The organism is Bordetella muralis (assembly GCF_054781015.1).
Genome location: NZ_BAAGVF010000006.1, coordinates 183,048 through 197,235, shown reverse-complemented (window position 1 = coordinate 197,235; position 14,188 = coordinate 183,048). Strand labels below are relative to the sequence as shown.

Below are 14,188 nucleotides of genomic sequence, written 5' to 3'. Positions count from 1 at the left end.
AAGATCATAATCAGTAGAAGAAGTGGGTATTCATCGTCCCTGCGAGCCGACATCGCGGAAGCGAATCTTTCGCGGCATCGCGTAGGCGATGAGTAAAGCCGTTACGGCGCACGTCAGTGCGATCGTGTAGAGACCCATTGATGCGCTGCCGGTCACCTCCTTGACCTTGCCCACCATATACGGTGCGATGAGCCCGCCGATCTGCCCGATCGAATTGATGAGCGCCACACCCGCAGCGGCCGCCGCCCCCGTCAATACGCGTGCGGGGAAAATCCAGAAAATGCCAAACGACGCGATCACACCGGTCGCCGCGATCGTCATGCCAATGACGAGAATTACCGTATTGTTTCCGTACGCCGCGCTGAGCACATAGCCGATGGCCGCCGCCAATGCGCATCCCGTGAGGTGCCAGCGGCGCTCACCAGTACGGTCCGACGTCCTGCCCAACAAAATCGTGCCAACCAACGCGACGACGTACGGCAGCGACGTAATCAGGCCGATCATGAACGGATCGGTGGTACCAGCTGTCTTGATCAACTGTGGCATCCAGAACAGAAAGCCGTAGATGCCCATGCACAGCCCGAAATAAATAAGCGAGAACAGATACGTGATTGGCAGCTTCAGCGCCGCAGCGAACGAATGTGTACTGCCCACTTGGGAGTCGCGCGCAAGGATCTCGCTCAGACGCCGCTTCTCGTCTTGCGTGAGCCACTTCGCATCCTTGACGTGATCGTCGAGTACCAGCAGCACGATCACGCCCAGCAAGATCGACGGCACGCCTTCCAGCAGAAACAGCCACTGCCATCCTGGCAAGCCGTGCACACCATCGAAGTACTTGAGAATCGCACCTGAAACCGGCCCTGCGATAATGCCGCACAGCGCGATGCTGCCGAAAAATAGATTATTGATCCGTCCACGACGCTCGGCCGGAAACCACCGTGTGAAGTAATAGAGCACACCCGGCACGAAACCGGCTTCCAGTACACCGAGCAGGAAACGCAAAAAGTAGAACATATTTTCCGAGCGCACGAACATCATCCCAGCCGAGACGAGGCCCCACGTAACCATGATCCGCGCGATCCAGAGGCGCGGACCCACCTTCACCAAAATGGCATTACTCGGAATTTCGAATAGTAGGTAGCCGATAAAAAAAGCACTGGCACCGAGACCATAGGCGGCGTCGCTCAGGCCGATATCCGATTGCATCTGCAGTTTGGCGAAGCTGACATTTACCCGGTCCAAGTAAGCGACGACGAAACAGGCGAGGATTAAAGGAACAATACGCCAACTAACCTTGTTAAGAATTCTGGCCTCGTCGAGCAGATCGGCAGGCTGTTCGCCTGCCACCAATGATGCTTGCATTTTGTGTCTCCAATTTATTTTGTAGTGCTGGTTAAAACAACCCACTTCTAACGACTGCACCTGCTTGCGCTAACCACGACCTATAAAAGGCATTGCGGTCGCCATGACGGTCATGAACTGAACGTTGGCTTCCAGGGGCAGGCTCGCCATGTAGGCGACGGAACGTGCCGCGTGCGACACATCCATGACCGGCTCAATCGCACGTTCGCCATTCGCCTGAAGCGTGCCTGCGCCCATCTTCGCCGTCATGTGAGTCTGCGCATTGCCGAAATCGATCTGGCAGACCGCTATGCCGTATTGGCGTCCGTCCAGCGCACAAGCCTTTGTCAATCCGCTGACCGCGTGTTTGCTGGCGGTGTAATCAGCAGAATGCAGCCGTGGAACGTGTGCCGAAAGCGAGCCGTTATTGATAATGCGTCCGCCGCTAGGGCTCTGTGCACGCATCTGGCGGAACGCCGCCTGCGTGCAGAGCAGCGTGCCCGTTACATTGACATCCATCAATGTCTTCCACCGGTCGATGGACAATTCCTCTACCGACACCCCTTCCACGCCGAGGCCCGCGTTATTAAAGAGCAGGTCAAGGCGCCCGAACGCCTCTCTCGTAACGTCGAACAGTTGCTGCACCGACGCCGGATCGGCCACGTCAGTGGGTACCGCGATCGCGCGGGCCGCATCGCCCCCGGCTTCGCAATACGCATGCACCACTTCATTGAGTGCATCCTCGCGTCGGCTGGCCAGTGCAACGCACCAGCCGTCATCGAGCAACGCACGTGTAGTGGCTCGGCCGATTCCAGTGCTCGCCCCGGTCACGATTGCTACCCGGTTATGCTTCGCGCCGTCGGTTGGTGTTCCTTGCTCCATGTCATATCCTCCTTTTTTTGGCATGCGCGCTAGCGTGCTTGTCGAGTTCCAGCACTTGTATTAAGGATTAGCTGGGCGCGCGTGCGAGCACGAGCTAACGCTACGCGAGCTCGATCTTTCCATCGACGAGACGATTGACCTTCCAAGGATTCGTCGCTTTAAGCGCCTCGGGCAACAACGCCTCTGGCACGTCCTGGTAGCTCACCGGCCGCAGATAGCGGCGAATCGCGAGACTCCCCACCGAAGTCGAGCGCCCGTCGGCCGTGGACGGATAGGGTCCACCGTGCACCATCGCATGCGAGACTTCGACACCCGTGCCAAAGCCATTGACGAGCACCCGCCCCACACGCCGCTCCAGAACGGGCAGGAACGACCGCGCCACCGTGTAATCCTCTTCATCGATATGCAGTGCCACCGTCAGCTGTCCCTCCAGCGATTCAATCAGGGCCTGCATTGCTTGCAAATCCGGACAACTTACGATCAGCGAAGCGGCACCGAAAATCTCTTCACGTAACGAGGCGTGCTCGCGAAACGCCTCAGCGGTCGTCAAAAAGAGCGCACCCTGCCCTTCGTTCACACCGGCCGCCGGCTGCGCGCGCGCCAACGTTTGCACCTGTGGGTGCGCAGAGAAGTTCGCTACGCCCGTCTCGAACGCCCGATGGATACCCGGTGTGAGCATCGTTGCGGCCGGTGTGCGAGCCAGCGCCTCCGACGCCGCCGCCACGAACCGATCGAGTGCCGGCCCTTGCACCGCGAGGATCAACCCCGGATTCGTGCAGAACTGGCCGGCGCCCAGCGTCAGCGATTGCACGAATGCCTGCGCAATGGCTTCGCCGCGCTGTTCGAGCGCATGAGGAAACAGGATCACCGGATTGATACTGCTCATTTCGGCGTATACCGGAATCGGTTCGAGACGCGCCGCAGCAACAGCCATCAGATCCGTTCCCGCCTGGCGCGAACCGGTGAAACCCACCGCCTTGATGCGCGGATCGCGCACAAGGGCTTGACCGATTTCGCGGCCACTGCCGAACAGTAGCGAGAACGTCCCCGCCGGCATACCACAGTCTTCCACGGCCTGGCGCACCGCCCCGCCCACAAGCTCTGATGTACCGGGGTGAGCCGCATGCGCCTTGACGATCACGGGGCAGCCCGCCGCGAAGGCGGAAGCCGTATCGCCGCCCGCAACGGAAAAGGCGAGCGGAAAGTTGCTGGCGCCAAACACCGCGACCGGCCCGAGCCCGATATGGCGCATGCGCAGATCGACTCGCGGTAGCGGCTTGCGTTCCGGCTGCGCCGGGTCCATACGAACTTCGAGAAAGTCGCCGGAGCGCACGACGCCCGCGAACATGCGCAATTGGCCAACCGTGCGGGCACGCTCGCCTTCGATTCGTGCGCGCGGCAACCCCGACTCCGCAACGCAGCGCTCAATGAGCTTGTCGCCCAGCGCGAGAATATTGGTGGCGATCGTATCCAGGAATTCCGCGCGAGCTTCCAGACTCGTTTCTCGGAATCGGTCGAACGCGGACCACGCGAGCTCGCAGGCAGCGTCCACGTCCTCGAGTGTGGCGCCACCGAAACCAGGCGCGAGGCGTTCGCCGCTTGCAGCGTCGAGCGCATACGACACACCGTTGGTTCCGCGCCGCACATCCTGGCCAATCAATAGGTTTCCTGCAATGTCCATTTCCATTTCCTAAATGGGGCAAATCGAGCCCCCGAATGCCAAGCGTCGAGATTCACGTGTGCGCAAGCGCAGCACGTCCCGGCCATGCTCCACCTGCGCGCTTCACAACGACGCTTCAAGCATGGCGCGGTAATCTGCCGCGGAGGCCTCGCGCGGATTGGTCTTGTGGCTGTGATCCTTGAGCGCGCCCGCGATGATGTCCGGAAACATCTCGGGCGTGACGCCCAGTTGCGCGAGCCCGGTGGGCAAGCCGAGCCGCTGCGTCATGGCACGCACCGACGAAGCCACTTCATTACCGTTGCTCACACCCATTGCCATTGCGATGCGGTTGAGCTTGTCCTCATCGCGTACGGAAGGAGCATCCTCGTTAAAGGCGAGCACAGCCGGCAGAAAGATCGCGTTCAGCGTGCCGTGATGAAGGCGCGGATTGATGCCCCCGAGCGAATGGCTCAGGCTGTGCACGCAACCGAGGCCCTTCTGGAATGCGAGCGCACCCTGCATCGACGCGCTCATCATGTTCATGCGCGCGACGCGGTCGCCGGGCTCGCGCGTCGCGCGCTCGATATGCCGCCACGCGCGCCACAATCCATCGAGTGCGATGCCGTCCGCAGGCGGGTTAAAAGCGGGGGCAAGGAACGTTTCGATGCAATGAGCGATGGCATCCATACCCGTTGCCGCCGTCAATGCGCTCGGCAAGCCCATTGTCAGTTCGGGATCGCAGATCGCAACGCGCGGCACCACGAACGGCGAGATCACACCGACTTTGCGGCCATCGTCAAGAATCAGGATCGCGCCGCGGCCTACTTCGCTGCCAGTGCCGGCCGTCGTCGGCACCGCGATGACCGGCGCGGTTTTCGCAGTGATGTTTGCCACGCCGCCTTCGATCACGGCGAAGCGCTGCAGCGGACCATCGTGCGTCGCGCAAACGGCCACGCCCTTGGCCAGATCAATGGAGGAACCTCCACCTACAGCGATGATGCCATCGCACTCTCCGGCCTCATACACCGCCACGGCTTCGCGCACGGCGGCCTCGTTCGGATTCGGCGGCGTACCGTCATAGATCGTTGCCGGCGCATCGCCCGCAAGCGCCTCAAGCACCGTATCGATAATGCCCGCGGCGCGCACCCCCTTATCGGTCACAATCAATGGCCGGCGTATGCCCACGCGTTCGCATTCACTCTTAAGCAAACGGACGGCACCAAAGTCGAACTGAATTTGCGTGATGTAGTTGATGAGAGACATGGCAATAAGCTTTAGTTATACTGGATGAACGCAATGAATACGTTGCTGTGGCACAAGACACGGACCGCCCTGGAATCAGGCGGCGCTTTACGCCTTAAAATGCTGCGCTGACCGAGTATAGGAAAAAGATTACTGCGCAGTAATTGAGAAGTTCTAATACGGGTATAACTTTCTCTCAACCCCATGATACCCCCGCTCAATTCCATCATCTCCCGGCTGCACCTGAAGCAATTGCGGCTTTTGATTGCGCTCGGCGACCACGGCTCACTGCTCAAGGCCGCGCAGCAGGTCGCGCTCACGCAGCCTGGCGCCAGCAAGGCCCTGCAGGAAATCGAAACTACTTTCGATACGCCGCTATTCAACCGCACCAACCGTGGACTCGAACCCAACGAGACCGGGCATTGCGCGATCCGTTATGCGCGCGTGATTTACGCAGAGCTTGCGCATATGCGCGAGGAAATGGTGGGGATCCAGGGTGGCCGTGTGTCGGTTGGCGTCATCATGGGAGCAGTGCCGCTCCTTACCGATGCAATCACGGCACTCAATCCGGACCTGTCGGTCGAGATCGTGGAAGACACAAGCGCAGCCCTGCTGAGTCTGATCGATGTGGGCCGGCTCGATCTTGCGATCTGCCGTACAACAATAAGCCCGACGCCACAGATTTACGATTCGCTCAAACTGCAGGACGAAACGCTCGCGGTGGTTGCAAACGTGCAGCACCCACTCAGGCGGACGAAGCGGCTCACACTACAGGATCTTGCCGAATACCGCTGGGTGGTGTATCGCGCGAACATGCCGATGCGCCTGCTACTCGAGCGCGAGTTCAGGGACGCCGAAATCCGCTTTCCGAGGCATCTGCTGGAAACGACCTCCGTGTTCGCCACCCTCGCGATTCTGCAAAGTAATCCGTCATTCGTCGCGCTTGTGTCCATCGACGTCGCGCAGTTTTTTGCCCGTCACGAGATGACCTGCATTCTTTCGCTCAATCTAGCCTCACGCAGTGAACCCTATGAACTCGTTACGCGAAAAGGCGCGCCGCTCTCACAAGGAGCAAGACTGCTAATCGAAGCGCTGCGCCGCGACCAAGAGATTAAAAATTGAAACGAGCCGCTCAAGATACGTGAATCGGAAAACGGTCCAGCGGCATTACAGCAATAGTATTTCGGCGATGATTAAAGCCAATCTACAGAACCGCTGATACTATGGCGTCAAAGCAGCAACCAAAGACTGATTGCAGTGTCTTCAATTTGGGTAGCTAGGTGGTAGCCAGCCCAAAAAATGAAGCAAAAGAGCAAAGTCAATTCCTTGAAATTAAAAAATTTTGAACAGAATGAAACTCGCCACCTGGAACATTAATTCCCTGAAAGTCCGTCTGCCCCAAGTCCTGGACTGGCTTTCAGCCAACCCCGTCGACGCACTCTGCCTCCAAGAGCTCAAGCTCACCGACGACAAATTCCCGTTGGACGCATTCACCGAGCTGGGCTACCAAGCCGTCTGGGCCGGACAAAAAACCTACAACGGCGTTGCAATCATCTCGCGCGAAACCGGCTCCGCCATGGTGCGCAACATCCCGACGATGGACGACCCGCAACAGCGCGTGCTGGCCGTCACCCTGCCCGCGCCGGGCGGCGACGTGCGCGTCATTTGCGCCTATTGCCCCAACGGACAATCGCTGGATTCCGAGAAATATCCCTACAAGCTGGACTGGTTCCAGCATCTGAACCGCTGGGTCGCGCAAGAACTGAAAAACTATCCGCGCCTGGCCTTGCTAGGCGACTACAACATCGCCCCAGCCGACGAAGACGTGCACAATCCTGCGAAATGGGTAGGCCAAGTGCTGGTCTCTGAACCGGAACGCGAGGCCTTTCGCGCGCTGATCGACCTCGGCCTGGCCGATTCATTCCGCAAATTCGAACAACCCGAAAAATCCTTTACCTGGTGGGATTACCGGCAATTCGGTTTCCGGCGCAACGCGGGTCTGCGCATCGATCATATTCTGCTGTCCGAGCCTTTGATCAAGCAGTGCACCGCCTGCGTCATCGACAAGGAACCGCGCGCGAACGAACAGCCCTCGGATCACGCGCCCGTGATCGCTACGCTGAATCTCGACTGAGGTATTTCTCGGACTGTTCGGTCGTGGCGACGGGCAGTCCACGCCTCTGCGCAGCCCGCCCACGACTCTGACCGTTCCTGCATGCAAAGGCCTGTGCGGCGCTAAACCGTGAGGTAGGCAAACGGCAGGACCAAAAGGATTGGACCAACGGACAGAGACTGCAGGATGTTCGAAAAATAATCGACGACGGCCGCCCTGATCAGGCCTGCACGGGCGTCCACTTTTCGGTTTCAGATATGCTATATTTTGACGCTTATCGGGGCGGTAGCTCAGCTGGGAGAGCGTCGCGTTCGCAATGCGAAGGTCGGGAGTTCGATCCTCCTCCGCTCCACCAAAATTCCCAGTTAAAACAAGGCACACGTCTAGCGATGTAGTGCCTTGTTTGCGTTATAGAGCAGGTTTTGCCACAACGGGTGTGGCAAATTTGTGACAAGCATCATGCTTCCCGGCTGCCTGTCGTCGCTCCGCATTGCACGACATCGCCCATCTATTTATAGGCGCAAGCAACTAACCTGTTCCAGCTATCTCATGAAACAGATGCGAGGTCTGCTTCAAGCTCTCTAATTGCGATGCTGATATTCCGGTCAAAGGCCATTTCTACCTGCTCATCGCTCATTCTTCGTACTCGATGTTTTGGAAGTCGCATCAGAAGAATTTTCCTCTTTTGTCCGACATCCATTACATCGAAGTTAGGGATATATCTATGCATTTCCGTCTGCCTGCGTCTGCTTTCGTATAGAACTTTTATCAATGATTTGGGGCAGACTTTACTATTCAACGCGAATCTCAGCAGTAGCGAATCTACCGTATTCATGACGGCACGCAGACACGAAGTATCATTGATCTGAGAGAAATAAAACACCCAACCCAGTCGACGCTCTTTGAATATGCATCCGGTGAGGCGTAAATTCAACCTCCAAATGAATCTGGACAGCGCGCGATCCCGCTTCTCTTTGGTGTTCGCAGTGGCAAGATTATGTCTATACGATGTGAATATACCGGCCAAAGATGACTCGAATTTCAGGACACTCTCTCGTCGAATAGAAATTGAACCATTGGTGACCTGATAGCCCAAGAAAGAAAAAGACTCGGTCAAGGAGCCAACCTTAGATTTCGAATCATCTTTATCAAAAGGATGCGGTTCCAGACCAAGGCTCTTCAGCGCCGAGATAACAGCATCCCCAATCTGCCGTCCTTTTGCAGCCGGAGTGAGGATCAAGATATCGTCAACGTATCTTTTATACCAGCATTGCCCGTTTCCTCCGAACAATCTGTCTATAGTTGTTAGCGCAATCTCAGCCAAAATATTAGAGATAGACAGCCCCTGCGGCACCCCCCTCAATTCCCTTTCAGCTCCCGTGCCCTTCCTTCCACTGGGAACAGTGGGATTCTCCACCGCGCGCAGAATTAAATCGACTATTTCTTTTTTTCTAATTTTTCTCTTAATCGAGCGCAGGAGGAGATCATGAGGAATAGACGGATAAAAATCCTTTAGATCTATCTTCACGTACTCCGAATACTCTCCCGAGCGCAAAGCTTCAGAGAGCGACCCAATAGTTAGCTGGGGTAGCTCTAATCGCCTATCTGGATAGACGACTGCCAATAGGTCGCACAACCCTCGTAATACTATTCGGTCCCGAACCGTTGGTATTGAAATAACCCGAGGAAACTTACCCTTCCCCTTAGAAATCAACTTTTCTTTATAGGGCGTGAACTTATAGCTTCCAGCCAAGACTTTTCGACTGACAATCTTAAGCTGTTCGTCCTTAGACTTTTGGAAGCCTCCTGGGCGCACTCGATCCAAACCTATAGCGCCAGAATCCTTTACCCTGTCCTCATAGATTTTCCCTAAATTTCCGAACCAAAAAATATCGCGAAATTCTTTAGCAGCGCTCATAAAAGGAGAAAATTATGAACAGTGGGGACAAATACAGGAAAGCCAATACAACGACACGCCAGATCAAATAGCCATACGCCGAAATGCATTCGCGTTTAACGGGATGACGCGAACATAGCTCTGCAGCATGCAGCACGCGAAATACCTTATCGTCAATCCCGCGATGATTCTCTACTTGCCCAAGAAGGTCGTGATATTTCCCGATCACATCGTCGTCTAGCGAAGAGGCACCCAGACCATCGTACAACCGCTGTAAATTCTGATAATTTTGACACATAGCAATTCCGCGTCCACGAAAATCCCTGTTTGCCACTGCCATAGAGATCCCGAGAAGAAAAACGCCCAAAAGCGCGGAAATAATATCTGTATTTGAACCCAGAATAGTGGGGTATCGAATAGCGACTATGGCCAAACCAGCGCTCAGTAGCGCATACCACACTAATAAGATTTGAGAATGCAAATCGGCTCTTGAAAGTCGAATATGTGCCTGAATCCGAGCTTTATATGTGAACCAGATCTTATTTTTAATATCCTGCATTCAACGCCTCATAGGTAGTTAGAGGAGGAGAGACGAGGAGATTGCAGAACAGTTGAACATCCCCGAAGGGATCAGCGAGGAGGCCTCGCAACGACCGGAGTCGTTATTTATTAGATCCACCCTTGTAAGCAAGAGAAAGCACCCGTCCCTCCTCGCTGCAGAGTAACAAAAAAAAACTGGATGCGCCAGACTGTTTGAAATCCTCTGCTCACCTAAACCCACCTTGCGCTTCACACTGCCCCACGATGACACTCGTGCTGAGAACGTTGAGAACGGCTTCGATACAAAGCAAGGTGGGCAGACTCGATCTCTGTCACCTCTGGAGACCCAACGCGAGTGCTTTGGGGAAGCGGACCCTTACGGGCCTCTTCACACAGCGATTCAGAGTAGTTCCGGCGAAAGACCTCATGCAGTCGCGGACATAGATCGAACAGACGAAAGATATCGCCCAGTGTGACATCTGGCTCTACAGCGACTTGCTCGAACAGGTATCCAATGGCATTTTCTGTCACGCCGACCCTGCCAGGCGGCCCCGGATCATCTATATATGTGTAAAACGTGTCAGTCGTAGACCAGCATGCAGAGTTAAGCTCATCATGATCAGAGAACCTTATGTCTTCACCTAAGTAGGTCTATTTGTCTACCGATACCCTCATGCAGCGATCTCGGCTATTTTGAGTAGCCCCAAAGCGGGTAGCCAATTTGACTCGGATTTTGAGCTATTTGACCCATCCAGTCCTGCCTGGCCAAACTGGGTGTACCCAACTTGACCAAGAGACAGGACATGACGACGCAGCACCAAGACGACCCGGAAGAGCCGTTTTTCATCATCGAGGAACTAGAGGCCGAGATGAGAGCTGTCGGGTATGTATTCGAGCCTCCCGCCTACGTCTCCACGGTGCGCTTGTCCCAAATCCTGGCCGGCTCTCCGATGACAAGTTGACGACCAAGACGGACAACTGGGCAAACCAGGAGCGCAGGCGCCAATGACAGCTAGCCTAGACGTTTTGCCAATTCCTCGGCCTGTGGGATGAGCATCAGGGGTGTACCACAATGGCCCGAACCGTGGACTCAAGGCTTTCCATGAAATAAGCCAAAATTTCTTTTCGCTTCGCCGGCCCAGCATTCGGTATTTTTATAAGAAACTCACCCACCGAAGGTGGTTGGATAGGTGGCGTTAACAAAAACTGCAGAACAACTTTAGAAAACTCTCGCTCACTTTCTTTGGAGTTATGAGCAATATGATTTCTTATTTTCTTTGCCTGCAACAAATACTGTTGCGAAGCCGCAATAGCCGTACGCACTGGCTCCCCACCATTTATATAAATACCCGATCGCTCCATAACAACTGACGGGCTTGTCCAGTCGAGAAACTGTTGAGACGAGACAACCATTTCTCTAGCGTGGCCTCTATCACGAGGCGCAACAAAGCACGCAATGGCATTGCCGGACATATCTACTTCGCCTGTCAAGTAAGATAAAAAAACCTCTTCTAGAAAATTCTCATAGGCACGAAAAACTCGAAGAAAAATAGCTTCATAGAGCAAGAATCGCTCTGAGTCCTCTATACCAGAACCAGGGTTATTTGCTTTATCTCGCAATCGTTTGCTTACTGCTAGAGTATTGGAAAACTCTGCATAATGATCGCCGACTGGCATTACAGCGCTCTATTTATCAATTCACAGATAAAAGTGCTACGCAATTTACGTGACGACAAATCCGTAGTCGCTCGTCGAGATGCCTCTATAAATGCCCTATAGTCGTCGTCAGGTGCAACAGCATCTTTCGCAGTGACCTCATCATACCTTGCGCTAATCTCATCTAACACAGACCTCAAAACTCCAAGATTCTGCTGATTTAATGCAGGTCTAGGCGCATCTTCTAACCCGCCGATGCCAAACATGCAATGAGCCACTGAACAAAATAAGGAATAAAAGAAATGTATGCGCGCAAAGTTTGAAACCATGAGTTCATCGGTAGGATAGACCTCACCAATGACAGCCATCACAGAGTCAAATTGCTCCTCTGCTCGAGCAACCACATTCTCATCATCATCGTATTTTTTGTATAGATTTGGTATCGCTTTTTTGGACTGGACCCCCTCTACCAAAGCTCCCAGCAGATCCGACGACAACTCCGCCTCAGCCATTCGCGTAACAGTTTTTTCAGAAACAACCCCACCCTCTATCCAATAACGAACATATCGAAATCCAAGATGATATGCGGACTGCTTAAAAAAGCCGAGATATTGGGCATTTAACAATTCCTGCGGATTAAGCTTAACCGAATACGTATTCAATCTCGCAAAAACATCAAGAATATCTTCAAATGAGAGGTCGAAAAGCATATCGACGCCAATCTCATACTTAAGGAACTCCGACTGCACCTCCTCAGGGAGTTCCGCATACCGCCGCCCAGCAAACTCCCTGTTGTGCGCGCGAGAAATTTTGAAATCTCCCTTTATGAAACTGAGAATTGCACGCAGTCGCTGTTGCCCATCCACCACGGTGCGGACGTTTCTTCCAAGATTTAATGTCTGAGTTATCAATACCTTAGGTATTGGCTTACCGCGAATGATAGTGTCAATAAGGTATGACTTTGCCTTTTCCGTCCAGACAGAACGGCGTTGAAACTGCGGCGACAACTCAAGCAGAGAGGTTGCGTCCCACTCCACGAAATCAGAAATATTGTAGGCTCGGGTGTCGAAGTTCTTCATTTTAAATCCGAATTGAAAGGCGAGTAATTTCTACCGCATCGCACCATCGTTAGATAATGCCGGTACATTGCCATTCCTTATATCTATAATTCCGCGTGTGACGACCGCTATTTAGACAATTAGCTATTTTAGGCGCTTTGCGAGTTCTTCTGCTTTGGGATGATAGTACCGCATCAACATACGCGGGTCTTTATGACCAGTAATCTTCATCAGCTCATGCATTGGAAAAATTGACGCCAGGCGCGAAGTCGCCTCATGCCGCAGATCGTGAAACCGCAAATCCACCAGAAAGCCGGCCAACGGCCTTTCTTTAGCCTGCTGACACTTTCCCTCGTAACGCTTGCGCGCCCGCTCCACAGCCCGTTCAAACGCCCGAGTAACTCCGTCAGCCCGGATACCGAACACCAGCCCTGCCCCCCTCCCCTTGGCGTCCAACCCATCCCAAAGTCCATGCAACACTGCAACTGCCACTGACGACAGCGGTACATCTCGCGCACTGCCGTTCTTTGTCGCCGGCAAATGAGCCACCCGGTGCTCCAGGTCAATATGCTCCCAGCGCAGGCCGACGATATCCCCGCGCCGCGTGGCCGTCTCCACGGCTAGCCGAACGATCGAGGGAAGCAGGGCCGAGTGGCTTGCAGCAATTACCCACTCCAACTCACCCTCCTGCACAGCGCGCGCATCATCCCCGCCCTCTGCATCCTCAAGAGGCAGCTCCAACTCCACCACGCGCCTCACACGCGCATTCTTGACCACTGGCTTGCGCATAATCTCGACCGGGTTGGAAAGGCTCTCCATGCCCTATTCCTTGCGTGCCACGCTGAACACATGCGACAGCACAGCCAGTCGTCGCAATACAGTCGCCGGCGCATAATCCTGCAACCAGGCATCCCGAAGACTGGCCAGGCCGGCCCCACGGACCGACGCTAGCGGCCGAAAGGCCAGCGGCAAGGTCAATAGCGTCTTGATGACGGAGGCCTCCTGCACCTTGCCTTTCTTGTGCCGTACGATCTCCGCCTGGTAGCGCTCCAGCGCCTCCCGCGGCGTCGTGGACTCCGCTTCGCCACGACTGATCCACACGCCCCGAGCCATTTCCGACTCGATCATCTTCGCCCAGGCCTCGGCCTCGACCTTGGTGTTGAAGGTCTTACTTTGCGCGGGGTAGCGTCGCTTGCGTATCTGCGCCTCCCACTGGAACGGGCCGCGCTTGCGAAAAGTAGCCATGCCACAACAGCTCAAAATTAGTGTGGCAAATTTGTGGCAAATAACCTTGAATTAGTCAAAGTACATTGATTTTATTGGTGTGTAATTTGCGTTCGCAATGCGAAGGTCGGGAGTTCGATCCTCCTCCGCTCCACCAAGATTTCCAGTAAAAACAAGGCACGTTGGCTTGCTAGCGCGCACCGCAATCGCGGAGAATCTAACGTTTCAGTGGGCTTGATTGGAGGTGTCGTCCCTTGCGACAGACGACCATCTTCACGATTCGGAAAACGGGTTCCGCAGGTTAAACGTGTCCTCGAAGATCTGGCCGTGATTCATGTCTTCCGTGTATAGCGTCTGACATCCTGCACCAACCGCCGCCGCCAGGATACATGCGTCATAAAAACGCTAACCGATAGCGTCAAGACGACTGCATGGATATCTCCTGCAAGATCCTGCCGTCCTTCTGGATGACGTCGCTGTCGGCAATCCGTTTCTTGTCATGGAGCACAACGGCAGCGCGGAAACAAATTGAAGCGCCCGTCCGTCAGTGCCGCGTCCCACGTTCCAAGCATGTA

General features: G+C 54.8%; 11 protein-coding genes, 1 tRNA gene and 1 pseudogene. 4 read left to right on the top strand and 9 right to left on the bottom strand.

Features of this window, described 5'->3' with window-relative positions:
* Positions 1–30 precede the first annotated feature (30 nt).
* The 4 genes from ACYVIT_RS11945 to ACYVIT_RS11930 all read right to left on the bottom strand — a co-directional run bounded on the left by ACYVIT_RS11945 (position 31) and on the right by ACYVIT_RS11930 (position 5,146).
* Complete coding sequence (locus ACYVIT_RS11945) at positions 31–1,362, bottom strand: MFS transporter (protein ID WP_415806215.1); 1,332 nt, start codon at positions 1,360–1,362, stop codon at positions 31–33.
* Between the two features lie 69 nt (positions 1,363–1,431).
* Entirely contained in the window at positions 1,432–2,223 is a 792-nt protein-coding gene (locus ACYVIT_RS11940) for an SDR family oxidoreductase (RefSeq protein ID WP_415806214.1), read from the bottom strand.
* Positions 2,224–2,323: 100 nt separating this feature from the next.
* On the bottom strand, positions 2,324–3,904 hold the full coding sequence (locus tag ACYVIT_RS11935; protein ID WP_415806213.1) for an aldehyde dehydrogenase (NADP(+)): 1,581 nt from the start codon (positions 3,902–3,904) through the stop codon (positions 2,324–2,326).
* Between the two features lie 102 nt (positions 3,905–4,006).
* Positions 4,007–5,146, bottom strand: coding sequence for an iron-containing alcohol dehydrogenase (locus tag ACYVIT_RS11930; RefSeq protein WP_415806212.1), 1,140 nt, complete (start codon positions 5,144–5,146; stop codon positions 4,007–4,009).
* A 183-nt stretch (positions 5,147–5,329) separates the two neighbouring features.
* On the opposite strand from ACYVIT_RS11930, the gene ACYVIT_RS11925 reads away from it, so the two are divergent.
* The 3 genes from ACYVIT_RS11925 to ACYVIT_RS11915 all read left to right on the top strand — a co-directional run bounded on the left by ACYVIT_RS11925 (position 5,330) and on the right by ACYVIT_RS11915 (position 7,593).
* On the top strand, positions 5,330–6,247 hold the full coding sequence (locus ACYVIT_RS11925; protein ID WP_415806211.1) for a LysR family transcriptional regulator: 918 nt from the start codon (positions 5,330–5,332) through the stop codon (positions 6,245–6,247).
* A gap of 229 nt (positions 6,248–6,476) precedes the next feature.
* Positions 6,477–7,259: an exodeoxyribonuclease III gene (gene xth, locus ACYVIT_RS11920; RefSeq protein ID WP_415806210.1), complete on the top strand. Its 783-nt coding sequence runs from the start codon at positions 6,477–6,479 to the stop codon at positions 7,257–7,259.
* 258 nt (positions 7,260–7,517) lie between these two features.
* Positions 7,518–7,593: transfer RNA gene (locus ACYVIT_RS11915), tRNA-Ala, on the top strand.
* Positions 7,594–7,785: 192 nt separating this feature from the next.
* Here the strand turns inward: ACYVIT_RS11915 and ACYVIT_RS11910 are convergent.
* Both ACYVIT_RS11910 and ACYVIT_RS11905 read right to left on the bottom strand, forming a co-directional pair.
* Positions 7,786–9,156, bottom strand: a complete 1,371-nt coding sequence (locus ACYVIT_RS11910; RefSeq protein WP_415806209.1) for a reverse transcriptase domain-containing protein — start codon at positions 9,154–9,156, stop codon at positions 7,786–7,788.
* Positions 9,143–9,694, bottom strand: a complete 552-nt coding sequence (locus tag ACYVIT_RS11905; RefSeq protein ID WP_415806208.1) for an SLATT domain-containing protein — start codon at positions 9,692–9,694, stop codon at positions 9,143–9,145. Before ACYVIT_RS11905 ends, ACYVIT_RS11910 begins: the two co-directional genes overlap by 14 nt.
* A 784-nt stretch (positions 9,695–10,478) precedes the next feature.
* Between ACYVIT_RS11905 and ACYVIT_RS11900 the strand changes: the two genes are divergently transcribed.
* On the top strand, positions 10,479–10,637 hold the full coding sequence (locus tag ACYVIT_RS11900; RefSeq protein WP_415806207.1) for a transcriptional regulator: 159 nt from the start codon (positions 10,479–10,481) through the stop codon (positions 10,635–10,637).
* 94 nt (positions 10,638–10,731) lie between these two features.
* Here ACYVIT_RS11900 and ACYVIT_RS11895 read toward each other — a convergent pair whose 3' ends face one another.
* From ACYVIT_RS11895 to ACYVIT_RS11885, 3 genes and pseudogenes are all read right to left on the bottom strand, one after another.
* A complete protein-coding gene (locus ACYVIT_RS11895) occupies positions 10,732–11,352 on the bottom strand; it encodes a hypothetical protein (RefSeq protein WP_415806206.1) in 621 nt (206 codons plus the stop codon).
* Positions 11,352–12,410 carry a DUF262 domain-containing protein gene (locus tag ACYVIT_RS11890; RefSeq protein ID WP_415806205.1) on the bottom strand — a complete coding sequence of 353 codons (1,059 nt, stop codon included), beginning with the start codon at positions 12,408–12,410 and terminating at the stop codon, positions 11,352–11,354. The genes ACYVIT_RS11895 and ACYVIT_RS11890 overlap by 1 nt, the downstream gene beginning before the upstream one ends.
* A 123-nt stretch (positions 12,411–12,533) precedes the next feature.
* Positions 12,534–13,634: pseudogene (locus ACYVIT_RS11885) on the bottom strand (tyrosine-type recombinase/integrase).
* Positions 13,635–14,188: the final 554 nt, after the last annotated feature.